This is a genomic window from Variovorax sp. GW823-FHT04F07, from assembly GCF_058795995.1.
In genome coordinates, this window is sequence record NZ_JBXAIG010000008.1 from 201,307 (window position 1) to 223,414 (window position 22,108).

A 22,108-nucleotide genomic window follows, 5' to 3' on the forward strand; every position below is an offset into this window, starting at 1 on the left:
TCTTTTCCTGTCGCAATCGATCGATATGATTTGCCCAGACGCATGAACCATGCGGAAGGCAGAAGAAATCAATTGAACGTATTTCCGCAAGCCGAACCAGAGCTCCAACGCGGTGCGTGGGAGCGATGAATTTCATATTCAATTCAAGGGCAACAATGAAAAGACAATTCCTCACGGCCGCCGCACTGTTCGGGGTCGGGTTCGCCAATGCACAGTCTTCCGTCACGCTGTTCGGCGTGGTGGACACGGGCATCAGCAATTACTCGTCCAAATCGCAGGACATGAACGGCGCCACGCTGTTCAACCCGTTCTACGTGAACCAGGGCACGCGCACCGCGAGCCAGACCGCGCTGAGCTCGGGCGGCTACTCCACGAGCCGGCTGGGCTTTCGCGGCACCGAGGACCTGGGCGGCGGGCTCGCGGCCAGCTTCTGGCTCGAGGCGCCGATCAGCCCCGACGACGGCAAGACCGGCATCACCACCTTCCAGCGCCGCTCCACGGTCAGCCTGTCGGGCGGTTTCGGTGAACTGCGCCTGGGCCGCGACTACGTGCCGACGGCCTGGAACGACATCGTGTTCGACCCCTTCGGCATCGTCGGCGTGGGCCGCAGCCTGATCTTCACCGCCGCCAACACGAACGCCGGCGGCGGCTCGGGCGGGTTCGGGGGCGACCTCAATTACAACCGCGCCAGCAATTCGATCGGCTATTTCCTGCCGAAGAACCTCGGCGGCTTTTATGGTCAATTCATGTACGCGCTGCATGAAAACACCAAATACGACCCCGGCACGGCAACGCCGCCCGGCGTCAATGCGGCGGGCGCGCTCAATTCGGGCAATTCGGCCGCATCGCGTGCGGGGCGCTACCTGGGCGGGCGTGTCGGTTATGCCAATGGCCCGTTCGATGTTGCCGTGTCTTATGGCAACAGCACGGCGGCCGACAATTTCTATGCGGGCACCACCGACAACGTCAAGACCTTCAATCTCGGCAGCTCCTACGATTTCGGCGTGGTCAAGCTGTTCGGCGAATTGTCGAGAATCAAGAAAACGCGCGATTACGCCGTCACGCCCTTGGTCGGTGGCGTACCGGATGTCGACCTCACGGGCTACCTGATCGGCGTGACCGCGCCGGTCGGCCCGGGCCTGATCCGCGCCTCGTACTCGCAGGTCAAGTACGACCTCAACACCGTCAACCTACCGTTCACGCCGTCGGTCGCCGATCCCAAGGCCAACAAGCTGGCCATCGGCTACATCCACAACCTGTCCAAGCGCACCGCCCTGTACGCCACCGTCGCGCGCATCAGCAACAAGAACGGCGCGGCGCTCACGGTCGGCGGCCCTGCCTTCGTGAACACCGGGGTGTTCGTGCCCAAGACCTCGACGGGCTACGACGTCGGGCTGCGCCACTCGTTCTGATCAGGGAAGACTGTCACGCGCAAAGAAGCAAGCAAGTGAGTGAATGACCGCGGGCGGCCCTGCGCCCGCGGATGTTCCGTTTCTCCAGGAGCCCGTCAGGCGGGTCCATTCGGTCCGCCTTTGTGCGGACCATTTTTTTGGGGCGAGAGAAGCGCGCCTCAGTCGGGCACGGTGCCCGCCGGCGCCGCCACCGCGCGCGCCGCGATCGGCACCGACATCACGATCGAGGTGCGCGTCTCGCCCAGGTGGTTGATGCTGCTCACGAAGGCTTCGAGGTGCTCGATGTCGCGCGCGACCACCTTCAGCACGTACGAGTCCTGTCCCGTGACATGAAAGCACTCGAGCACTTCGCGCCGGCTGCCGAGCAGCTTCAGCAGCCGGGCCTTGTCAGGTTGCGCGGTGGTGATGCCGACCAGCGCGGTGACGGTGTAGCCCGCCTTGCGCGGCGGCACCACGGCGCGGTAGCCCTCGATGACGCCGGCCTCTTCGAGGCGCTTCACGCGCTCGGAGGTCGAGGGCACCGACAGCGCCACCTGCCGCGCGAGCGCCGTGAGCGAGGTGCGCGCGTCCTGCTGCAGCACGTCGAGGATCTGCCAGTTCTTGGCGTCGATTTCCATGGATTTCAGGCCCGATTGAGAATTTCGCTTCCGATTTCAGGCAAGGCATGCCGCGCGCCTGAATTTCGCCATTCTCGTCATGCGGGCCGCATCGAACAATCGTCGGCATGGACTTCGCTCTCTTTCTCAAGGCCCTTGTCATCGGCCTCTCGATCGCCGCACCGGTCGGCCCCATCGGCCTGCTGTGCATCCAGCGCACGCTCGCGCACGGCCGCACGATTGGCTTTCTCAGCGGCCTGGGCGCCGCGCTGGCCGATGCCTGCTATGGCGCCATCGGTGCATTCGGCGTGTCGGCCGTGGTGTCGACGATGGTCGCGGCGCGCGTGCCGCTGGCGCTCGGCGGCGCGGCGTTTCTTGCGTGGATGGGCGTGCAGCTGCTGCGTGCGCCGGCCGCGACGCAGGCCCGCGCCGCGGAAGACGCGGCCACGCCGGTGAAGGCGCTGCTGTCGGTGTTCGTGCTCACGCTGGCCAACCCGATGACGATCCTGTCGTTCGTCGCGGTGTTCGCGTCGCTCGGCAGTGGCCATGTGGGCAGCGGCAGCGGTGCGGCACTCACGATGGTGATGGGCGTGTTCCTCGGCTCGGCGCTGTGGTGGCTGGGGCTGTCGAGCATCGTGTCGATGGTGCGGCACAAGCTCGGCGCGCGTGTGCTGCAGGGCATCAACAAGCTGTCGGGCGCGCTGCTGCTGGGCTTTGCGGTGTTTCAGCTGTCGACGCTGCTGTCGCGTTGACGAATCAACCGGCCGGCTTGCGGCGCGCGGGCTTGCGCGCACCCAGCGCGCTCGCCAGCGCCTTCATCGCCCACTCGCGCAAGGCGTGCGGGTCTTCGAGCGCGTCGACCGGCGCTTCGTAGTAGCTCGCGACCTTCACGGTCGAGGCGCTGGTCGCGTACGAGAACGGCACCGCGCCCAGGCGCTCGAAGTCCGGCCGGGTGGCGTCGTCGACGCGCAGGTACAGCGTGCCCTTCATCACGAAGGCGAACTGCACGCCGGCCTGCACGAGGCCGAAGCCGCCGAAGAAGCGCTTGACCTCGATGGGGCCCATCGCGCCGAGCGACTCGGCCAACTCGAGCGCTCGCCCGTGCGAACGCTCGGCACCGCCGGCGACGGCCGCGCCTTTCGCGCGGCTCAAACGACCGCCTTGCGCCGCGCGTCGGTCACCGGCGCGCCGCCATGCACCTCGAGCAGGCGCAGCAGCGCCTCGGAGCTGTGGGCCTTGGCCCAGTCGCGTTCGGAATCGTTGATGCCGACGAGGTGCAAAAAGTCGAAGCGGCCCGAATCGAGCTGCGCCGTCGCGGGGTAATGCTTCGGCTCCATCAGCACCACATGGCGCAGGACCACGGTGCCCTTCTCGCGGATCGCTTCGCCGACGGGAATGCGGTCGCCGTAGTCGAAGGGTTGCTTGTCTTCGCCGAAGTGCGAATGCGCGAGCAACACGTTGTAGGCAAGCAGGCGGCGCAGCAGCTTGATGGCCCACTGGTCCTGCGGCTGTGACGGCACTTCGATGACCAGCTCGGAGCCGATCCACGAATAGTCCTCGGGGTCGTAGTCGGCCGGCTCGCTCTCCCAGGGCGTGGAGCCGCCCGAGGTCACGTACAGCCAGGTGTTGCGCACGGGCGTAGGCGCGAACTCGAACACACCCAGGTGCAGCCAGCGCGGATCGACGTCTTCGGCGCCCAGCGCCTTGAAGTCGTCGAAGTCCAGCACATAGATGCCGGTGCGCTCGGGGCCGAACAGGCGCGGGTAGAGCGTCTCCTCGCGGTAGGCCCACACGTCTTCCATGGAACTCATCGGCGCATCCTCCTCGTTGGAACGAGGGCATTCTCGTCGTTCAACGTGACCGTTGCATACGCCGCAAGGCGGGCCATTCGAGGTTGGTGAAGGCGCGCAGCACCCACTCCACCGGGCCGTACGCAAAGCGTGCCAGCCACCAGCGGCTGACCAGCATCTGCGCGCCGAAGATGCCGAAGGCGACCATCAGGCTCATGAACGGCCCGAGCTCGCCGATGAGCCGCAGCCCGTACGCCAGGAAGAGCCACGCGCACACCGCCGACTGCAGCAGGTAGTTCGACAGCGCCATGCGCCCCGCCGGTGCGAGCGCCTGCGCCAGCCAGCCGCCCCAGCGCGACTGGAACAGCAGCATCATCGCGCCCACATACGTCGCCGTGAGCAGCGGCGAGGTGAAGACGCCGACCGCCAGGCCCAGCACGTCCCAACGCGAGCCCGGCACGACAGACGCCGTCCACGCATACACGGCCGCGCCCGGCAGCCCCAGCACCAGGCCGGGCACCAGCAGGCGCTTGAACAGCGGGCGGTAGCGGTCGGCCCGTGCGAACAGGTTGCGGCGGCCTTCGATGACGCCCGCGAAGAACATCGCCAGCGCCATCGGCGCCTGCACCAGCCCGAGCACGATCCACACCTGCGACAGCTCGCGCAGGTGCTGACGGATGACCGTCGCCGCCGTGCCGCGGTACGCCGCGAGCGCCGAGGCCGCATCGGCCCTTGCGGTGCGAAGAACGTCTTCGGTCGCCGGGCCGCCCAGCATCGCGAGCATGCCGATGGCGCCCCACACCAGCGCGGTCGCCAGCACCAGCCGCAGCGCCCAGCGCGCGAGCACCGCGTCGCTCTGGTGGCGCAGCGCCAGCAGCACGGCGCCGAGCACCGCGTAGGTCGTGAGGATGTCGCCATGGAACAGCAGCACCGCATGCAGCGCGCCGATGCACCACAGCGCCACCAGCCGGCGCGCCAGGCGCGGCACGAAGGGCTTGCCGCTGCGCTGCGCCGACTGCATCTGCAGCGTGAAGCTGTAGCCGAAAAGGAACGAGAACAGCAGGTAGAACTTGGTCTCGAACAGGAAGGCGACGGCAAAGGCCGCCACGCGGTCCAGCCCCGAACGCATCATCGGGTCGGGCAGCGGCTGGCCGTAGTACGGCGAGGCAAAGGCCGCGATGTTCACGACCAGGATGCCCAGCAGCGCAAAGCCGCGCAACGCATCGACGAGCGACTGGCGCTCGACTGCCACAGGGGTCGGGTTCATGCGCCCCGCCCCGGCTTCGCGAGAAAGCGGCCCACCACGCGCCGCAGCATCGGTGCCTCGCGCGCGGGGTCAAAGCCCGTGTCGAGCGCCAGGCGCGAGAACACGCCGTCGATGAGTGCGGCGATCCAGTTGGCCGATTGCACGGGGTCGAGCTCGGGGTCGATCTGCCCGCGCGCCGCGGCCTTGCGCAGCAGGGCCGCGAGGCCGTCGCGCATTTCGGTGTCGCCCGCGGCCACGCTGGCGCAGACCGCCGGGTTGCGCAGGGTCTCGGCTGCAACCTCCAGTGCCAGCCGCGAGTAGCTGCGGTCGGAGGCGAAGACCATCACCACGTCGAGGAAAGACAGCACCACCTCCAGCGGGTCGGCCGGGTCGTCGTCGATCGCGGCGAAGTACGCGGCCGTGTCGCGCCACTCCTCCTCGGCCAGGGCCTCGATGATCGCGTTCTTGCTGGGAAAGTAGTGAAAGAGATTGCCCGGGCTCATGCCCGCTGCGGCGCAGATCTCGGCGGTGGTGGTGGCATGAAAGCCGCGCCGCGCAAAGCAGTCGCCCGCGGCCTCCAGGATCTGGCGGCGCTTGGCCTGCTGGCGTTCGGGGTCAACTTTGCGCACGGTGGTTCTCGCGAAATTCGGTCATGCCCGAATTATTAGACCGAGCGCTCGATCTATTCTGAAGGAAGCCTGAAGAAACCCTTCAGGCAGCGCGTGTGGCCGCAATGCCGCGGATGGTGTCCAGCAGCAGCCGCGCGCCCTCGCCCGTCTCGCTGCCGCGCCGCACGGTCACGCCCACGGGGCCTTCGGTGCTTGCCGTGTCGATGGCCACGCGCTTGAGTTCGCCGCGCGCCACAAAGCCTTCCACCGCGCCCTGCGGCGCAAACCACACCGCGTCGGAGCGCTGCAGCAGGCCCACCGCAAAGCTGGTGTCGGTCGCCTCCACCAGCCGCGCCGGCAGCGCCAGCCCCTGCGCGATGAGGAAGGCATCGGCCGTGTGCCGGATCAGCGTGCCCGACACCGGCAGCACCAGCGGGTACGCGGCCAGCGCGTCGAGCGTGGGCTTGCGCCGCGACGCCAGCGGATGGCCGGGGCGCACCACCAGCAGCAGCACCTCGCTGTACAGCTGCTCGAAGGCCAGGTCGGCCATGGCCGAGGCCTGCGCCAGCCGGCCGAGCACGAGGTCGATTTCGCCCTGGCGCAGCTGCGTCATGAGCTGCGCGTTGGTGCCGCTCACCACGCGCACGCGCATCGCCGGGTGCGCCGCATGCAGCCGCGCGACGGCTTCGGGCAGCAGGTGCGCCGCCATGTTCGGCAAGGCGCCGACCGCCACGCGCAGCTGGTCGGCCTCGGGCTGATCCATCGCCAGGCCCAGGCCTTCGCGCAGGCCGCGCAGCGCCGACACCGCATGGCGCACCAGCACCTCGGCGGCCGGCGTGAGCTCCACGCCGCGGCGGCGGCGCAGCAGCAGCTGGCGGCCCACGATCTCTTCGAGCTCGGCCACCGTCTTCGACACCGCCGGCTGCGTGAGCGACAGCGCCTCGGCCGCGCGCACCAGGTTGCGCTCCTGCGCCACCATGACCAGGCATTGCAGGTGGCGCATCTTCAGGCGCTCAAAGTTCATGGCTGACATGCGGTTCTCCTCGAAGCCGGTGGGGCGACGTGCTTTCAAATATAACCAGAGGGAATAGCTGGCGGAAGAGACTTCAGTTGTGCCGCGCCGCGCAGCCTTCTAGAGTGCCGTGGAAACGGAGACAGACAAAGCAGCCCATGACCACGATTTTTTCCTCGAAGCCTTCCTCTTCCTTTGGCGCGCGCCGCCGCCTCACGCTCGCCGCCGCCTGCGCCGCACTGGCCCTCGGCCTCGTCGCCCCGGCCGCGCAGGCCCAGGCGAGCTACCCCGCCAAGCCCGTGAAGTTCCTCGTCAACTTCCCCGCCGGCGGCCCCATCGACATCCTCGGGCGCGCGCTGGCCGACGCGCTGCAGAAAGACCTGAAGCAGCCCTTCGTGGTCGACAACCGCCCCGGCGCGGGCGGCAACATCGGCGCCGACGCCGTGGCCAAGAGCGCGGCCGACGGCTACACCGTGCTGCTGGGCATCGACAGCACCTTCACCGTCAACCCGCACCTGTACGCCTCGATGCCCTTCGCGGCGAAGGACCTCAAGCCGCTGATGATCTTCAGCTCGTCGGGCCTGAGCTTCACCACCGCCGCCTCGGTGAAGGCCAAGACGCTGCCCGACTTCATCGCGCAGGCCAAGGCCGAGCCCGCCACCTTCAGCTCGGCCGGCAACGGCAGCCCGGGCCACATTGCCGCCGAGATCTTCGCGAGCGCAACCGGCGCGAAGATCGTGCACGTGCCCTACAAGGGCAACGCCCCGGCCGTGATGGCCATGCTGGGCAACGAGGTGCAGGCCGGCATCGTCGCCACGCCCGGCGTGCTGCCGCAGATCCAGGGCGGCAAGCTGCGCGCCCTGGCCGTCACCGGCCGCCAGCGCGCGCCGCTGCTGCCCGAGGTGCCCACCGTCGGCGAGCTGGGCCTGAAAGACCTGGAGTTCGAAGTGCTCTACCTCGCGATGGTGCCGGCCGCCACGCCCGAGCCCGTGATGCAGACCCTGCGCCAGGCGCTGCACAAGGCGCTGGCCCTGCCCGAGCTGAAGGCCCGCCTAGCCTCGCTCGACATGGTGCCGCTGGCCGAAACCGATGCAGCCGACGCCACGCGCCTGGCCACGGCGCAGGCGCGCTACGGCCGCATCGTCAAGGCGACCGGGATGAAGGTGGACTGACGGCCTTGCCGCTGCGCGCCGTGCTGTTCTTCTTGCCCTGGCCTGCTGCAGCTGCTGCTGCCGCCGCGTGGCGCCCCCGGTCGGCCTTGGGCAGCACCGCCTGCGCCACCATGGTTTCGGCATGCGCCTGCAGCCGGTGCAGCGCGTCGTCGAAGCGCGCGGCATCGTCTGCGTCGAGCGTGCCCATCAGCTCGGCGTTGATGCGCGTCACCAGCGGAAACAGCTCGTCGTACAGCGCCTGCCCCGTCGCCGTGAGGCCCAGCCGCACCTGCCGCCGGTCGCCCGCCAGCGCCGTGCGCGACACCAGCCGCTTGGCCACCAGCGAGCCCACCGCCTTCGAGGTGCGCGCCCGGTCCAGTTGCGCATGCTCGGCCAGCTGCGACGAGCCCAACTCGCCCCGGCTGGCCAGCACCGCGATCAAGCGCCACTCGCGCCGCGTGATGCCGAAGCGGCCCTCGCACAGCCGGATCACCATGCTGCCCGCCACCGCGAGCAGGCGCGACAGCCGGTACAGCAGCAGGTCGTCCAGCGGGCGGCGCGGCGGGGTGGCGGCGTCTTCGGCAGTCATGAGGTGGCGTCTCGAAAGGCCGGGTAAATCCGGGCGATGGTTGATTTGATCAATCGAATGTAGCGTCTCCAGAATCGTCCGCAGCCGCGGCCACCCGCCCCGGCCACGCACAGACCCTGCCGAACGCCGAACGAGACCCCGGAGAGATTGACGATGCCCCAGCTTCCCGACCCGACCCGCCGCCGCACCCTGACCACCCTTGGCGGGCTGGCCCTTGCCCCCCTTGCATCCTTCGCACCGCTTGCGTTCGCGCAGCAGCAGCAACCCGCCGCCTTCACCCCCGGCCAGCCGATCAAGGTGCTCATCGGCGTGCCCGCCGGCGGCACGCAGGACGTGCTGACCCGCGCCATTGCCCACCAGGTGCGCGATTCGCTCGGCCCGCTCATCATCGACAACCGCTCGGGCGCGGCCGGCCGCATTGCCGTGGACGCCGTGAAGACCGCGCCGCCCGACGGCCACACCCTGCTGCTGGGCACCGCGAGCATGATGACCATGTTCCCCAGCGCCTACCGCAACCTGTCGTACGACCCCATCAAGGACTTCGTGCCGCTCGTGAACGCCGCGCGCTTCGAGCTGGCGCTCACCGTGCACAAGGACGTGCCCGCCAACACCCTGGCCGAGTTCATCACCTGGGCCAAGGCACAGGGCGACAAGGTGAGCTTCGGCTCGTACGGCGCCGGCACGCCCTCGCACTTTCTGGGCGAAATGCTCAACCGTGCGGCCGGCCTGAAGATGGTGCACGTGCCCTACCGCGGCTCCACGCCCGCGCGCCAGGACGTGATGGGCGGCACCGTGCCCGTGTACTTCGACACCATCGGCGGCGCGCAGCAGATGCTGCCCACCGGCCGCGTGAAAGTGCTGGCCACCAGCGGCGACAAGCGCTCGCCGCTCATGCCGCAGCTGCCCAGCTTCGTCGAGAGCGGCTACAAGGACGTGGTGGCCACCGCGTGGTTCGCCTACTACGCGCCGCTGAAGACGCCGCCCGCCACCGCCGAGAAACTGCGCACCGAAATCATCCGCGCCGTGAACTCGCGCGAGGTGCGCCAGCTGCTGCTGCAGAACGGCATGTACCCCGTGGCCGACGGCCCCGAGGTGCTCGTGAAGACCATGCGCGAAGACATTGCCCGCTGGGCCGGCATCATGAAGGCCGTGAACTTCCAGGCCAATGACTGACCGACCGATCGACACCAAGGACACACCCTTCATGATCCCGCGCGCCCTCCCCGCTTTCGCTTCTTCCTTCAACCCGGCCCGTCGTCGCCTCGCCGCCGTGCTGGCCATGGCCGGCCTCGTGGCGGCCATCGCCGCCCCCACGCTCGCGCGCGCACAGGCCGCCCAAGCCGCACTCGACAGCCCGCTGCGCATCGTCGTCGGCTACGCGCCCGGCGGCGCCACCGACCGCGTGGCGCGCATCGTGGGCGACAAGCTCGCGGCCCAGCTCGGCGTGCCGGTCATCGTCGACAACAAGCCCGGCGCGGGCGGCCGCCTGGCCGCGCAGCAGGCCAAGGCCACGCCCGCCAACCAGAACGTGCTGATGCTGGCCAACCCCGCCGTGATGGTGGTGGCGCCGCTCGTCTTCAAGGACAACGGCTACGACGCCGAGCGCGACTTCGTGCCCGTGTCGCACGTCAACGCCTACGACTTCGCGCTGGCCGTGTCGCCCACCCTGCCCGTGCGCGAGCTGAACCATTTGCTCGCATGGATGCGCGCCAACCCGCAGCAGGCCAACGTGGGCGTGCCCGCCACCGGCAGCCTGCCGCACTTCTTCGGCCTCATGGTGGGCGAGAAGGCCAAGGTACAGACCCAGGTGATCGGCTACCGCGGCTCCGCCCCGCTGCTGAATGACTTGATCGGCGGCCAGGTGCCCATTGCCGTCGACACCGAAGACGTCGTGCTGCCCCAGCACACCGCCGGCAAGCTGCGCATCCTGGCGCTGTCGGGCGAAAAGCGCTCGCCCTTCGCACCCACCATTCCGACCTTCAAGGAAGCCGGCCTCGACCTCGCCGCCACCGGCTGGAACACCTTCTTCGCGCCGGCCAGCATGCCCAAGGAGAAGGTCGAACGCCTGGCCACCACCATCCACGCCGTGATGCAAGACCCCGACACCCAACGCAAGTTCAAGGACGCCGGCATGACGCCGGTGGTGAGCACCCAGGCGCAGACCGCCGCGATGCTCAAGGCCTACAAGGCGCAATGGGCGCCCGTGGTCCAAAAGTCCGGCTACCAGCCCTGATCGAAAAACCTTCCGACCTATGACGACACGCAGCACCCGCCCCAACATCATCTTCATCGTGGCCGACGACCTCGGCTATGCCGACCTCGGCTGCTACGGCGGCCGCGAGGCGCCTTTTGGCCGCGTGTCGCCCGTGCTCGACGGCCTGGCCGCCAACGGCTTGAAGCTCACGCAGGGCTACTCGAACTCGCCCGTGTGCTCGCCCACGCGCTTCGCGATGATCACCGCGCGGTATCAGTACCGCCTGCGCGGCGCGGCCGAAGAGCCCATCAACAGCCGAAGCCGCGGCAGCACCACGCTGGGCCTGCCCACCGAGCACCCCACCCTGCCGTCGCTGCTGAAAGATAGCGGCTACAAGACCGCGCTCATCGGCAAGTGGCACCTGGGCTACCCGCCCAGCTTCGGCCCGCTGCGCTCGGGGTATGAAGAATTCTTCGGCCCCATGTCGGGCGGTGTCGACTACTTCACCCACTGCGACTCGGCCGGCCGCCACGACCTCTGGTACGGCGAAGAAGAGCACAAGGACGACGAGGGCTACCTGACCGACGTGCTCTCCAAGCGCGCCGTCGACTACGTCGAGCGCATGGCCGCGCAAGAGGCGCCCTTCTTCCTGAGCCTGCACTACACCGCGCCCCACTGGCCGTGGGAAACCCGCGACGACGCCGACAAGGCGCCGCTCGTGAAGGACAACCTGTTCGACCTGTCGGGCGGCAACATCCACGTGTACCGCCGCATGATCCATCACATGGACGAGGGCATCGGCTGGATCATGGCCGCGCTCGAAAAGCACGGCATGGCCGACAACACCCTCGTCGTGTTCACCAGCGACAACGGCGGCGAACGCTTCTCGGACAACTGGCCGCTCGTCGGCGGCAAGATGGATTTGACCGAAGGCGGCATCCGCGTGCCATGGATTGCGCACTGGCCGAAGGTGATCGCCAAGGGCGGCGAAAGCACGCAGCTGTGCATGACCATGGACTGGTCGGCCACCATGCTCGACGCCGCCGGCGTGAAGGCCGACGCGGCGTACCCGCTCGATGGCGTGTCGCTCATGCCCGTGCTGAAAGACGCCACCCACACCTTCCGCCGCCCCCTGCACTGGCGCATGAACCACCGCAGCCAGGAAGCCATGCGCGACGGCGACTGGAAGTACCTGAAGGTCGACGGCAACGAGTACCTGTTCAACATTCCGGCCGATGAGCGCGAACGCGCGAACCTGGGGAAGAAGGAGCCGCAGCGGCTGGAGGCGATGCGGGCGCAGTGGCAGGCTTGGAATGCGACGATGCCGGGGATTCCGGAGGATGCGACTGTGAGCCTTGGGTATTCGGTTAAGGATATGCCGCAGCGCTAACGTTCTCAGTGGCGACGAGCTTTGATTTGTTCGACTTGACGTAGTCCGACTACGACAAGCCGAACAAAACGAAGTGCTCAGCGCGGCGACGCGTTTGGTCGTGGCTGCTGTGCGACCACCGCCTTCCGCGTTTGCAGCGCCGTCTGCAAACTGCAGTTCGAGCACCTCCCGGACGGCTGGAAGAGGCATTGGCCACGTCCGACAAAGCGGTACTGGCTAAAGCCATCGGAGAAGCGTCAGCGTCGCGCTGCGCAGCCGCCATGCTGCCGAATCCCAGCGCCTGATCAGTCCGCGCGTCTTGCGTCTTGTAGAACTCGCTGTGGCGCACATCGAGTTAACAGAAGACCTCGGCGCCTATACGCAGCGCAAACACCTGCAGCACACGCCTGCCGTTCCACGCGCTTTCTAGCCTCTTTCCCCACCTTCATCAGCTTCTAAAAATACCTTGTCAGGGATTTACTCTTGGACAAGGTCTTTCTTGATAGACAACGGTTGACATGCGTGTAACGATGTGTTCCTACTACTTTTAAGAAGTGTTGTCGCTCTTGCAGTACTCCTAGACGAAACACCCGCAAGCGGCCACCTCAATTAACAAGGAGCGAGATCAGCATATGGAACATTTTGAAAAATTTGAAGATGTTATTTCCCATCTCAAGAAGTCGAAACGAAAGATCAACCTACTTCTTGGAAATGGTTTCAGCATCTCCTATGATTCAAAGATATTCTCTTACAACGCACTCGCCGATTTTGTTCAGAAGCTTAATGAGCCGACATTAACAAAATTATTCGACGTCTTAAAGACAAAGAATTTTGAACTCATCATGGACCAGCTAAAGACATTCTCAGAGCTGCTCTCCGCCCTAGATGTCGACATAGAAGTACAGAACAAGGTTCAAGCAGCCCACGAGCAGCTCAAGAAAAGCCTTTTGGATGCCATCCAATCTCTTCATCCAGAGCATGTTTTCAAAATCCCTGACGCAGACATGGCAAGGTGCGCAGAATTTCTTCATCAGTTCACGGATACCGATGGGCACATATTCAGCACGAATTACGACTTGCTTTTATATTGGGTTTTGATGCGGCAAAAATTCCACAATGCAGTGGACGGTTTTGGTCGTGAGCAACTGAATCCAAACGAAGCAGTTCAAGGCAAAATTGAACCCGAGTGGTCAGATTTGATATGGGGGCCAAACAAATCCAAGCAAAACATTCACTACGTTCACGGCGCCCTTCCTTTATTTGACGACGGAATAGAAACAATCAAAGAACAATATACGAGCGAAGGATACATTTTGGAGAATGTCCAAGCAAGGTTGGACAGAGGAGAATACCCAATCTTCGTGACCGCTGGAAACGGAAAAGAAAAACTCGAACTAATTCGACACAATCGATATTTATCAAATTGCTACGACAAACTCTGTGAAGTCGATGGGTCCATAGTTTCCTACGGATTTGGATTTGGACAATACGACGAGCACATAATTGATGCCTTAAATAAAGCGCACCACGCAGGGAAAAGATCCCCTCCGAGACTTTGGAGTATTTACATCGGCGTTTTTTCCGAGTCCGACCTCAAATACATTCAAAGCATCGAGAAGAAATTTCACGCAAAAGTGTGCACGTTTGACGCCAAATCAGTCAACCCTTGGCATTGATTTTTCAAAGGAACCACTGCTTGGGCTTTTTGCGCGAAAACGGTCACCGAGAAGAAAAATAGCTACTGCAGCGAGCTTGGCGACCTTCATGCCAATTGAAGCAGCATCTCACGCTCTGGAACGCGACCCAATGCCCGTCGCGATCTGGGCCGGGAAAGACATCAATTGAATGCTCCTGAACAGTCATTCATCAAGAGAGCTAAGCCGAGGCACATAGTCACCTCAATGATCAAAACCCTTATAGACAATGCCACCGTCTCCAGTGTTCAAAGGGCGCTTGGAAAAGCACAAACTCGCGACCTAGGAATTCTCGATGTCGAACATGCAGCCCTTGGAAGATTGGTAGAAGCTGTTCTTCTATCAGACAAGGTTGTCATTCCAGACAACTACAAGCAAGAACTTACTCCTGCGCGCAAAAAACTATTTCAAAGTCTTGACGTTGAATTTCTTTCGGTTCCTGATGCCGTTGATGAATCCCTCAACGTCGTTGCGGGTAGCTTGGCCGGGCCTTGGACCGAGGCATATGCAGAAGGAAAGGAACGATCTCTTTTTCAACAGTACTTTGGGCAGGTTCAGGCGTATAGCAATTTCATTTGGGAACACTCTAGCTCCGAGTTTTTTCTAGTTTTTCGTGCGCAGGGTATTGGCAAAGAGAGTCCCTTAATTGAGGCACTTCTTTCCAGTCCTAAGGACGACGATCTTGGAAAGCAGCTTCGAATAGTCGCAAGGGACGGCAAAGAAGTTGATTGGGGCAAGCTTTCACCTCATGTTCAGCGAATGCTTTCTGTGATGGGCTGGCTCGGGCACCAATACATCTGGCACCAAGTCTTTGCTGCAAAGCACGACCTAATCTACTCTCCGCATCCTCTGCGTGAGTTTTTCGCTAACGATTTTCTATCTCGCGTCAACATTGGTGCATCAAATGCCGTCGAATTTGAAAACGCCTTTTCGATTGGCGTGCGGCGCTTCAAGGGAAAATTGAAGTCAAGCCTTGCCGCGCTTGGTGCGTTACCCGGCGCGACCACCATTGGTTTACCTCCCCTATTGCCACTTGTCGTTAACGAATGCCAAGGACGCGACGATTTTATCGATGCACTAAAGCAGCTTCGGAATGAACACAAAGTCAAAGAACTTCGGGAATTACTTTCAACCATCAGGAAAGACTGCGACAACGGCGACTATCGGCATCACAACACGCTCATCTCCGACATAGAGAGCATTGCCGAAAATTTGCTCGTTGAACACGGGATCGATCGTCGCCTCTTGAGAGCAAAGCTGCCAACTACCTTGCTTGGCATCCAAGTCGAAGGCGACGGCACGGGACTAAAACTTCCAATTCCGGCGGGACTCTATAAGCAGTACTTCTTCACAAAGCGATACCGCGTCTTCCTTCGCGACGTGCTCTCCGAGTTAGCAACTCCCGCGAAGCTCGGCGCGATCAAGACAAGGCTGAACGGTTGGGTTTGGCGTCCCGACTTCCCAGAAGTTTCAGGGAAGCCTTTCTATACGAAGGAGTATTCCTTCCCATCAAAATTTCACAAGCCGCTGAATCACAGCTCGGAAGATTAAGCTCTGCCAAGCAGAACCGGGTGTTCAACTAGCTCGGAGAAGGACCCCGCTCCAACGCGTGTTTTCGGCTTCTGACCGACCTCAACGCCCTTAGCTCAAGCGAAGACGGTGCAAAGCGGTCCAGGTCTCGATCGAACAGTCGGCGACGCCTGCCCGTTACCACGGTGGCAGACACAGGTACGTGAACCGCCGGCGGTCACAAAGACACGGCGGCTGACCACCAATCCCTACCCCCTCCCACTCTCCCCCAACAACCTCTCCGCCTCCCTAGCCAGATCCGCCGCAATCCACAGCATGTGATCCCGGTGTTTCTCCCCTGCTTCCTCGAACCAGCCGTTGCCGTCGCCGTAGCAGCACCACAGCAGGGAGTTCAGCTGGGCCAGTTTGATTTCGAGGAGGTCTCGGGCGTCTTCGCCTGTGGGGGTGGACGAAGGTGTCGCGCCGCGTGTGCGGCGGGGAGATTGGGGCGTGGAACGCCCGGCCATAATTCGATCAGCCATTTGGTGTGCTCGCTTTCCAAAGTTAGTGCACGTCATGTGGTTAGACGGCCAGGGTGTTCACGCACCCTGGCCGTCGCCTTTTGTGCCTCACATTCGTGTCGCTGCTTCACAAAGAGGCATCGACACCCGCCGTGAGGCAAGGCGGTTCATTCGCTCGCACGAATCAATCGATCGATCAATCAATAAATGAATGTCTGGGAAGAAGGCGTTCCTTTCACGGGGTTCGTCGGCCACTACAGCGGGCCGTCTTGTCGCGGGGGCATTCACTGTAGAGAAGCGAAGCCGCGCAAGAGAAAAGAATTCGTCGACGATTTCTCGAATCGACGAGATATCTGAGGCGCCCCGGTTTTTCTGCTTCACCAGAGGCGAGACGAGGCGAAGCAAGATTCGGCTCGGGGCCGGCCGCCAGCTAGTGCGCGTGCGTGGCGCGCTCGGCTTCGCTGTCGTGGTGGTCCTGGCTGACGCCTCGCGCCGGCAGCGCGTCGGCCGCCAGCGCGAGGAAGAGCGCAAGGAGCAGCCACAGCGCCACGTCGCTCAACCGGTAGAGGTTCTTGCGAAAGCGCTTGGTGCGGCGGATCACGGCGCGACTCCCGGGGCGGCCGCGCGGGCGTCGTCGTTCAACGCCGGAAGAAGACAAAGCCCCACGCCGCGGACCGCATCCACCGCGAAGGCCGCGTCGTCCAAGTCAGCCATGGGGCATGAGGTGGTACAGCTCCGGCAGAAAGCCGCCGGGTGCGGTGAGGCGCGACTTGAGCCGCACGACCAGGTGCAGGTCGTCCACCAGATGAATGTCGCCACCGCGATTGGTGAGCTGCAGCTTCACGGCCAGCAGGCCCTGCAGCTTGGCGCGGTGCCATTCGGCGGCGTCGGCGATCTGTGCGCGCGTCATGGCCGCGATGCCGATGCCGTGTTCCAGCTCGGCCGCACGCAGGCAGGCCACGACGCGGTCGACGCTTTTGAGCGTGCCCTCGATCACCTCCAGGCAACGCTCGGCCAGCCGCGTGGGCTCGTCGGCGGAGTTGCCGTACACGAAGGCCTCGTAGGGACGGGGCGCGCGCTTGGAATCGCGAGGCATGGGCTGCGGGCCGGCGTTGCGGCTCAGCGCGGCAGCAGGTCCAGGCATTGGCGGCGGCGCCACACGGCGCTGCGCACGGCCTGGCTGTCGTCGAACACGACCTTGTACTGGCACACGAGGTAGTTGGCCGACTGGGGCATCTGGAACTTGAAGTGGTAGTCCCACTCGGTGCCGAGCGCGCCGCGCTGTTGCTTCAGGGCCTGCCCGAGCACGGCGAGCACCTGGGCCTGGTTGAGGCCGGGCTTGATCTCGCGAAAGCGCTCGGGCCGCGACACGACACCGTCGCGCAGAAAGGGCTCCTTGAAGTCGGGGCGGCGCGCCTCGACGTCGCGGTAGTCGAGCTTGTCGGGGTTGCTCACGGGGTCCACGGGGTTGTCGCGGGCCACCGCAGGAGCGGCGGCGCCGAGCAGCGCGGCGGCGAGCACGAAGGCGGCAGCGGCGGGGGATGCGTGCGGGGTGGTTTTCATGGCTAGCGTCCTCTTGGGTCGGATGGGTGTCGGATGGGTTTGCGGGGAGAGATGGGCGCGCGCGGGTCAGCGCTCGCGCATGGCTTCGCGCGCCTTGTTCAGCGGCTTGGTCAGGTAGTCCCACACGGTCTTGCGGCCGGTGCGGATGTCGGCGGTGGTCACCATGCCGGGCACGATGGGCATGCGGCGGCCGGCCTTGTCGGTGAGTGCGTCGGAGTCGGTGCGCACGAGCACGGGGTAGTACACGATCTCGGGCTTGACCTCGTCGCGCTGGGTGTCGGGCGCGATGGTCACCACGCGGCCCTTGAGGCCGCCGTACACGGCGTAGTCGTAGGCGGTGATCTTGATCTGCGCCTCCTGCCCGGGCCGCATGAAGGCGATGTCGCGCGGCGAGATGCGCGCCTCGACCAGCAGTTGGTCGTCGAGCGGCACGAGGGTCAGCAGCGAGCCGTTGGGCGGCACGACGCCGCCGATGGTGGTCACCTGCAAGCTCTTGACGATGCCGCGCACGGGCGAGTTCAAGGTGAGCCGCTCGAGCGAGTCGGCGCGCCCGCGCACCACGGACGACAAAGACTTGACCTCGGCATCGGCCTTGGCCAGCTCTTCACGGCTGCGCACCATGTAGTTGGCGCGCGCCTCGGCAATCTTCAGCTCCAGGTCGGCGGCCTGGCGTTGCAGGCGGATGAGCTCGACGTTGCTGGCCGCGCCGCTCACCTGCAGCGAGCGGGTGATGTCGAGCTCCTTGCGCACGAGCGCGAGCGCCTGGCCCAGGCCGGACACGGTGTCGCGCAGGCTGCCCTGGCGCGAGCGGAAGAGCGCGCTTTCGGAATCGACCAGTTGCGCGTAGGCCTTCAGCTCGGCGGGGAACTGCAGGCTGCCCTGCCCTTGCACCTCGGCGCGCAGGCGCACGCTGCTGGCCAGCGCGGCGCGGTAGCGCGCGGCGGTTTCTTCCACGTTCGATTCGCCGCGCGTGGGGTCGAGCTGTGCGAGCACCTGGCCCTTCTCGACGATCTGGCCTTCTTGCACGCGCAGCTCGGCCAGGATGCCGCCTTCGAGCGACTGGATGCGCTGCTCGCGCGAGCTGGGAATCACCTTGCCCATGCCGCTGGACACCTCGTCGATCTCGAAGCACCAGGCCCACACGAAGAAGGCGAGCAGAAAGAGCGCGATGAACCACACGACGCGCGCGGAGCCGCTGGCGCGGGCCTCGTCGAAGTCGTCGGCGCCGCCGGGGCCCCACACGGTGGCGGTGGATACGGCCGGTGCCTGCGCTTGTGTCTGTGCCTGTGCTTGCACCTGCGCCTTGGTCAATGTCACGGCGTTCATGCCTGCCCCTCCTTGCTGCGGCCTGCGGAGGCCATCGCCTCGCGCGAGGCGGCCGCGCCCTGGCGCAGCCGCGCCATCACCTGGTCGCTCGGCCCGTCGAGCACGACGGCGCCGCCGTCCACCACGAGGATGCGGTCGACCGCCTCGAGCACGGCCGGGCGGTGCGTGGCCAGCACCAGCGTGCGGCCGGCGGGCAGCGCGCGCAGTTGTTCGATCACTTCGCGCTCGGCCACTTCGTCGAGCGAGGCGGTGGGCTCGTCGAGCAGCAGCACACCGGGGCGGCGCAGCAGGAGCCGCGCGAGCAGCAGGCTCTGGCGCTGTCCGCCCGAGAGGCCGCGCCCGCCTTCGAGCAGCGGATGGTCCAGCCCGGTGGGCAGGCGGCGCACGAAGGCCCAGGCGCCGGTGGCTTGCAGGGCCGCCACCAGTTCGGCGTCGGTGGCGTGGGGGGTGCCCATCTGCAGGTTCTCGCGCAGGGTGCCGTGGAACAGGCGCGCGTCCTGCGCGAGCAGGCCGACGTCGCGGCGCACGTCGGCGGGGTCGATGTGAGCCATCGACACGCCGTCGAGCAGCACGCTGCCCGCGCGCGGTTCGATAAGGCCCGACAGCGCCTGCAGCAGCGTCGACTTGCCCGCGCCGTTGCGCCCGAGCACGGCAATGCGTTCGCCGGCGCCGATGTGCAGCGCCTTCACGTGCAGCGCGGTGGTCTGGCCGTCGTGGCTGAAGACGGCGTCGCGCAGCGTGTAGTCGCCCTGCACGGCGGGCCGGTGCACGCGGGTCTCGTGGGGCGGGTGGTCGACCGGGAGCTTCATGAGCTGGTCGAGCGCTTCGCCGGCCACCTTCGCCTGCTGCCAGCGGTTGAGCACCTGCGTCACGCCGGCCAGCGGCGCGAGCATGCGGGTCGACAGGATCGACGCGGCCACGAGCACACCGGTGCTCATGTGGCCGTCCATCACGAGCGGCGCACCGAAGAACACGACGAAGGCGAAGGCGGCACCCTGCACGGTCTGCGTCCAGTTGCTCAGGGTGTTGAGCAGCGCGCGCAGTTGCAGGCCCGAGTCGGCGTTGACGGCGTTGTAGTGGTTCCACTGGTTCTGGAAGCGCGGCTCGGCCTGCAGCCCCTTGATGTCGTCGATGCCCTGCACGGCCTCGACCAGCATGGCGTTGCGCAGCGACGACTCGCGCATGCCCGTCTGGGCCAGCGCGCGCAGGCGCGGTTGCGCCAGCAGGCTGGGCACGATCAGCAGCACGCACGCGGCCAGCGGCACGAGCACGAGCCAGCCGGCAATGAACCAGAAGAGCACGCAGAACACGAAGAAGAACGGCAGGTCGGCCACGGCCGCCACGGTGGTCGACGTGAGCATTTCGCGCACGGGCTCCAGCTCGCGCAGCTGCGAGATGAAGGTGCCGGTGGCACGCGGGCGCGCCGAGCCGCGCACGCGCAGCGCGTGGCCGAACACGCGGTCCGAAATGCGCAGGTCGGCGCGCTTGCCCACCACGTCGGTGATGCGCATGCGCGCGCCGCGCATGACCCAGCTGAACGCGATCGACAGCAGCACGCCGCCGAACAGCACATGCAGCGTGGGCAGCGACTGCGCGGGCACGACGCGGTCGTACACCTGCATCGAGAACAGCGTGCCGGCCAGCGCCATCAGGTTGTAGGCCAGCGACGCGACGAGGATGTGGGCGTAGGGCCGCCAGTCGGCCAGCACGATCTGGCGCAGCCAGTGCGGCTCCACGGGGCGGATGTAGGCGTCCACGCGCGAGTCGGGTGCCGATTGCGCGGGCCGCAGCACGGCCATGGCTTCGAGCGCGGGCTGCAGCTCATCCACGGTGCAGACGGTTTCCGCGCCCTGGTCGCCACCGAGCATCACGCGCAGGCCCTGCGCCGAGATGGCGGTGACCACGGCCACCTGCCCGTCGCGCAGCTGCAGCACCACGGGCAGGCGCCAGGGGCTCAGGGTGTCCAGGCGCGGCGCGACCTGGCGCACGGTGAGCCCGGCCTGGCGGGCCATCTGGCGCACGCGCTCGCCGATGTCTTCGTGGTCGCTCCATGCGGCGGCACCGCGGATGCGTTCGCGCGAGGTGTCGAGGTGGTAGTGGGCGGCCACGGCCAGCACGGCATCGACCCAGCCGGCGAGCAGCTCGGGGCCGCGCGCGGCGGACAGTTCGGGCATGGTGGTGGCGGTCATGGCTGGCCTCCGGCGACGAGCTCGCCCGCATCGACCAGCCCGAAGGCCTCGCGCAGGCGGCCCGACTGGTACAGGCACTCGACCGCGAGACGCTGCACTTCGTGCGCGCTCTCGGCTTGCTCGAAGCGCGCGCCGTGGAATTCCTGCTCGGCATTGAGCAGGTCGAGCAGTGAGCGCGTGCCCAGCTGCAGGTACTGCTCGCGGTACAGGTCGCGCGTGCGCTGCGTGCTGTGCACGCGCGCGGCGAGCACGGGCAGGCGCAGCGCGTGGCCCTGCGACTGCACGCGCGCGTCTTCGAGCCGTTGGCGCACGCTGAGTTCTGCATAACCCAGCGCGGCCTCGGCCGCCTCGACGGCGTGCGCGGCGGCGCGCTGGCGGGCCTGGCTGCGCCCGCCTTCGTACAGCGGCGCGGTGAAGTTGACGGTGAACGTGCTTTCGTTGGCCGACTGGCCGGCGGGCCGCGCGCCCGATTCGAGCCCCCGGTTGACGGCGGCGTTGAGCGACAGCGTGGGCAGCAGCTGCGCATCGGCACCGCGCAGCGCGGCCTGCGCCATGTCGCGCTCGGCCTGCGCCATCTGCACGGTCGGTGCGGGCAAGGCCGTCTGCGGCAGCGCGGCGCAGGCGCTCGCGAGCGGCGCGGGCGCTTCGCCGGCGATGTCGGCCGGCGTGCGGCCCTGGGTCAGGTGCATGAGGTTCAGGCGCCAGCGCTCGGCCTGCGACGCGGTGTTGAGTTGCTGGGCGCGCGCGGCTTCCAGGCGCGACTGCGCCTGTGCCACGTCGGACTGGCTGGTGGCGCCCTTGGCCTGGCGCTCGCCCACGAGGCCCGCCAGCGACTGCACGCCCTTCACCTGGGCCTGCGCGATTTCGCCGAGCGCCTGCTGGCGATGCACTTCGATCCATGCCTGCGCGGTGTCGCGCACCACGTCGTCGACCGCCACGAGCAGCTTGGCGCGCGCGGCCGTGGCCGAGGCTTCGGCCTCGCTCACGGCGCTCGACACCTTGCCGAAGTCGTACAGCAGCTGGGTCACCGACAGCGAGGCCTGGTGCACCTGGCGGCGACCGTCGGCCTGCAGCTGGCGGTTGCCCGTGCGCGCGCTGACGCCGGCGCTGACCTGCGGGTAGTAGCCCGAGCGCGCGGCCGCAATGCCCTCGCCCGCCTGCAGCGCCTGGCCGACGGCGTTGCGCACGGTCGGGTGCGAGGTGGCGGCCAGGCGCACGGCCTCGGCCATGCCCAGCGGGGCGACGGTGCTCGCTTGCGCAAGCGCCGCCGATCCGGCGAGCAGGAAGAAAAGGCCCGCGGCAGCAGACGAAAGATGACGGGAAGCAAGCATGCGTGAAG

Annotated in this window: 21 protein-coding genes; 8 read left to right on the forward strand and 13 right to left on the reverse strand. The window is 66.1% G+C overall.

Annotated elements, in window-relative coordinates:
• The first annotated feature begins 155 nt into the window (after nucleotides 1–155).
• On the forward strand, nucleotides 156–1,412 hold the full coding sequence (locus tag AC1RAA_RS28340; RefSeq protein WP_062479152.1) for a porin: 1,257 nt from the start codon (nucleotides 156–158) through the stop codon (nucleotides 1,410–1,412).
• A gap of 158 nt (nucleotides 1,413–1,570) precedes the next feature.
• On the opposite strand, the gene AC1RAA_RS28345 is transcribed toward AC1RAA_RS28340, so the two are convergent.
• Nucleotides 1,571–2,029, reverse strand: coding sequence for an Lrp/AsnC family transcriptional regulator (locus AC1RAA_RS28345; RefSeq protein WP_062479155.1), 459 nt, complete (start codon nucleotides 2,027–2,029; stop codon nucleotides 1,571–1,573).
• Between the two features lie 107 nt (nucleotides 2,030–2,136).
• Between AC1RAA_RS28345 and AC1RAA_RS28350 the strand changes: the two genes are divergently transcribed.
• Nucleotides 2,137–2,760, forward strand: a complete 624-nt coding sequence (locus AC1RAA_RS28350; protein ID WP_159270978.1) for a LysE/ArgO family amino acid transporter — start codon at nucleotides 2,137–2,139, stop codon at nucleotides 2,758–2,760.
• Between the two features lie 4 nt (nucleotides 2,761–2,764).
• On the opposite strand, the gene AC1RAA_RS28355 is transcribed toward AC1RAA_RS28350, so the two are convergent.
• From AC1RAA_RS28355 to pcaQ, 5 genes are all read right to left on the reverse strand, one after another.
• On the reverse strand, nucleotides 2,765–3,073 hold the full coding sequence (locus AC1RAA_RS28355; protein ID WP_492728355.1) for a TfoX/Sxy family protein: 309 nt from the start codon (nucleotides 3,071–3,073) through the stop codon (nucleotides 2,765–2,767).
• 83 nt (nucleotides 3,074–3,156) lie between these two features.
• Nucleotides 3,157–3,819, reverse strand: a complete 663-nt coding sequence (locus AC1RAA_RS28360) for a suppressor of fused domain protein (protein ID WP_492727771.1) — start codon at nucleotides 3,817–3,819, stop codon at nucleotides 3,157–3,159.
• Between the two features lie 40 nt (nucleotides 3,820–3,859).
• Nucleotides 3,860–5,065 (reverse strand): DUF418 domain-containing protein, encoded by a 1,206-nt coding sequence (locus AC1RAA_RS28365; protein WP_492727772.1) that lies wholly within the window; start codon nucleotides 5,063–5,065, stop codon nucleotides 3,860–3,862.
• On the reverse strand, nucleotides 5,062–5,673 hold the full coding sequence (locus tag AC1RAA_RS28370) for a TetR/AcrR family transcriptional regulator (RefSeq protein WP_492727773.1): 612 nt from the start codon (nucleotides 5,671–5,673) through the stop codon (nucleotides 5,062–5,064). Before AC1RAA_RS28370 ends, AC1RAA_RS28365 begins: the two co-directional genes overlap by 4 nt.
• Nucleotides 5,674–5,755: 82 nt before the next feature.
• Nucleotides 5,756–6,685 (reverse strand): pca operon transcription factor PcaQ, encoded by a 930-nt coding sequence (gene pcaQ / locus AC1RAA_RS28375; RefSeq protein WP_062479169.1) that lies wholly within the window; start codon nucleotides 6,683–6,685, stop codon nucleotides 5,756–5,758.
• Between the two features lie 137 nt (nucleotides 6,686–6,822).
• Between pcaQ and AC1RAA_RS28380 the strand changes: the two genes are divergently transcribed.
• Nucleotides 6,823–7,836 carry a Bug family tripartite tricarboxylate transporter substrate binding protein gene (locus tag AC1RAA_RS28380; RefSeq protein WP_492727774.1) on the forward strand — a complete coding sequence of 338 codons (1,014 nt, stop codon included), beginning with the start codon at nucleotides 6,823–6,825 and terminating at the stop codon, nucleotides 7,834–7,836.
• Here AC1RAA_RS28380 and AC1RAA_RS28385 read toward each other — a convergent pair.
• Entirely contained in the window at nucleotides 7,808–8,404 is a 597-nt protein-coding gene (locus AC1RAA_RS28385; RefSeq protein WP_492727775.1) for a MarR family winged helix-turn-helix transcriptional regulator, read from the reverse strand. The genes AC1RAA_RS28380 and AC1RAA_RS28385 overlap by 29 nt on opposite strands.
• A gap of 153 nt (nucleotides 8,405–8,557) precedes the next feature.
• On the opposite strand from AC1RAA_RS28385, the gene AC1RAA_RS28390 reads away from it, so the two are divergent.
• The 5 genes from AC1RAA_RS28390 to AC1RAA_RS28410 all read left to right on the forward strand — a co-directional run bounded on the left by AC1RAA_RS28390 (nucleotide 8,558) and on the right by AC1RAA_RS28410 (nucleotide 15,212).
• Complete coding sequence (locus AC1RAA_RS28390; protein WP_492727776.1) at nucleotides 8,558–9,577, forward strand: Bug family tripartite tricarboxylate transporter substrate binding protein; 1,020 nt, start codon at nucleotides 8,558–8,560, stop codon at nucleotides 9,575–9,577.
• Nucleotides 9,578–9,683: 106 nt separating this feature from the next.
• A complete protein-coding gene (locus tag AC1RAA_RS28395; RefSeq protein WP_095949153.1) occupies nucleotides 9,684–10,637 on the forward strand; it encodes a Bug family tripartite tricarboxylate transporter substrate binding protein in 954 nt (317 codons plus the stop codon).
• Nucleotides 10,638–10,656: 19 nt separating this feature from the next.
• A complete protein-coding gene (locus AC1RAA_RS28400) occupies nucleotides 10,657–11,988 on the forward strand; it encodes a sulfatase family protein (RefSeq protein WP_492727777.1) in 1,332 nt (443 codons plus the stop codon).
• A 611-nt stretch (nucleotides 11,989–12,599) separates the two neighbouring features.
• Nucleotides 12,600–13,643: a DUF4917 family protein gene (locus AC1RAA_RS28405; protein WP_492727778.1), complete on the forward strand. Its 1,044-nt coding sequence runs from the start codon at nucleotides 12,600–12,602 to the stop codon at nucleotides 13,641–13,643.
• A 225-nt stretch (nucleotides 13,644–13,868) separates the two neighbouring features.
• Nucleotides 13,869–15,212 (forward strand): hypothetical protein, encoded by a 1,344-nt coding sequence (locus tag AC1RAA_RS28410; protein WP_492727779.1) that lies wholly within the window; start codon nucleotides 13,869–13,871, stop codon nucleotides 15,210–15,212.
• 909 nt (nucleotides 15,213–16,121) lie between these two features.
• Here the strand turns inward: AC1RAA_RS28410 and AC1RAA_RS28415 are convergent.
• From AC1RAA_RS28415 to AC1RAA_RS28440, 6 genes are all read right to left on the reverse strand, one after another.
• Entirely contained in the window at nucleotides 16,122–16,292 is a 171-nt protein-coding gene (locus AC1RAA_RS28415) for a hypothetical protein (RefSeq protein WP_157627413.1), read from the reverse strand.
• Between the two features lie 105 nt (nucleotides 16,293–16,397).
• Entirely contained in the window at nucleotides 16,398–16,787 is a 390-nt protein-coding gene (locus AC1RAA_RS28420) for a hypothetical protein (protein WP_143599085.1), read from the reverse strand.
• Nucleotides 16,788–16,810: 23 nt separating this feature from the next.
• Complete coding sequence (gene bamE / locus AC1RAA_RS28425) at nucleotides 16,811–17,254, reverse strand: outer membrane protein assembly factor BamE domain-containing protein (protein WP_062479197.1); 444 nt, start codon at nucleotides 17,252–17,254, stop codon at nucleotides 16,811–16,813.
• A gap of 66 nt (nucleotides 17,255–17,320) precedes the next feature.
• Nucleotides 17,321–18,580, reverse strand: a complete 1,260-nt coding sequence (locus AC1RAA_RS28430) for a beta-barrel domain-containing protein (RefSeq protein WP_492727780.1) — start codon at nucleotides 18,578–18,580, stop codon at nucleotides 17,321–17,323.
• The gene (locus tag AC1RAA_RS28435) at nucleotides 18,577–20,769 is read right to left on the reverse strand and encodes a type I secretion system permease/ATPase (RefSeq protein WP_492727781.1); all 2,193 of its coding nucleotides are present in this window, start codon (nucleotides 20,767–20,769) and stop codon (nucleotides 18,577–18,579) included. The genes AC1RAA_RS28430 and AC1RAA_RS28435 overlap by 4 nt, the downstream gene beginning before the upstream one ends.
• A complete protein-coding gene (locus AC1RAA_RS28440; RefSeq protein ID WP_492727782.1) occupies nucleotides 20,766–22,100 on the reverse strand; it encodes a TolC family outer membrane protein in 1,335 nt (444 codons plus the stop codon). Before AC1RAA_RS28440 ends, AC1RAA_RS28435 begins: the two co-directional genes overlap by 4 nt.
• Between the last annotated feature and the right edge of the window lie 8 nt (nucleotides 22,101–22,108).

Coding starts and splice junctions, on each gene's coding strand:
- AC1RAA_RS28395 (WP_095949153.1), top strand. CDS start 9,684: ATGGCCGGCCTCGTGGCGGCCATCGCCGCCCCCACGCTCGCGCGCGCA.
- bamE (WP_062479197.1), bottom strand. CDS start 17,254: ATGAAAACCACCCCGCACGCATCCCCCGCCGCTGCCGCCTTCGTGCTC.
- AC1RAA_RS28380 (WP_492727774.1), top strand. CDS start 6,823: ATGACCACGATTTTTTCCTCGAAGCCTTCCTCTTCCTTTGGCGCGCGC.
- AC1RAA_RS28405 (WP_492727778.1), top strand. CDS start 12,600: ATGGAACATTTTGAAAAATTTGAAGATGTTATTTCCCATCTCAAGAAG.
- AC1RAA_RS28400 (WP_492727777.1), top strand. CDS start 10,657: ATGACGACACGCAGCACCCGCCCCAACATCATCTTCATCGTGGCCGAC.
- AC1RAA_RS28420 (WP_143599085.1), bottom strand. CDS start 16,787: ATGCCTCGCGATTCCAAGCGCGCGCCCCGTCCCTACGAGGCCTTCGTG.
- AC1RAA_RS28440 (WP_492727782.1), bottom strand. CDS start 22,100: ATGCTTGCTTCCCGTCATCTTTCGTCTGCTGCCGCGGGCCTTTTCTTC.
- AC1RAA_RS28355 (WP_492728355.1), bottom strand. CDS start 3,073: ATGGGCCCCATCGAGGTCAAGCGCTTCTTCGGCGGCTTCGGCCTCGTG.
- AC1RAA_RS28365 (WP_492727772.1), bottom strand. CDS start 5,065: ATGAACCCGACCCCTGTGGCAGTCGAGCGCCAGTCGCTCGTCGATGCG.
- AC1RAA_RS28340 (WP_062479152.1), top strand. CDS start 156: ATGAAAAGACAATTCCTCACGGCCGCCGCACTGTTCGGGGTCGGGTTC.
- AC1RAA_RS28410 (WP_492727779.1), top strand. CDS start 13,869: ATGATCAAAACCCTTATAGACAATGCCACCGTCTCCAGTGTTCAAAGG.
- AC1RAA_RS28435 (WP_492727781.1), bottom strand. CDS start 20,769: ATGACCGCCACCACCATGCCCGAACTGTCCGCCGCGCGCGGCCCCGAG.
- AC1RAA_RS28360 (WP_492727771.1), bottom strand. CDS start 3,819: ATGAGTTCCATGGAAGACGTGTGGGCCTACCGCGAGGAGACGCTCTAC.
- pcaQ (WP_062479169.1), bottom strand. CDS start 6,685: ATGTCAGCCATGAACTTTGAGCGCCTGAAGATGCGCCACCTGCAATGC.
- AC1RAA_RS28385 (WP_492727775.1), bottom strand. CDS start 8,404: ATGACTGCCGAAGACGCCGCCACCCCGCCGCGCCGCCCGCTGGACGAC.
- AC1RAA_RS28430 (WP_492727780.1), bottom strand. CDS start 18,580: ATGAACGCCGTGACATTGACCAAGGCGCAGGTGCAAGCACAGGCACAG.
- AC1RAA_RS28350 (WP_159270978.1), top strand. CDS start 2,137: ATGGACTTCGCTCTCTTTCTCAAGGCCCTTGTCATCGGCCTCTCGATC.
- AC1RAA_RS28345 (WP_062479155.1), bottom strand. CDS start 2,029: ATGGAAATCGACGCCAAGAACTGGCAGATCCTCGACGTGCTGCAGCAG.
- AC1RAA_RS28390 (WP_492727776.1), top strand. CDS start 8,558: ATGCCCCAGCTTCCCGACCCGACCCGCCGCCGCACCCTGACCACCCTT.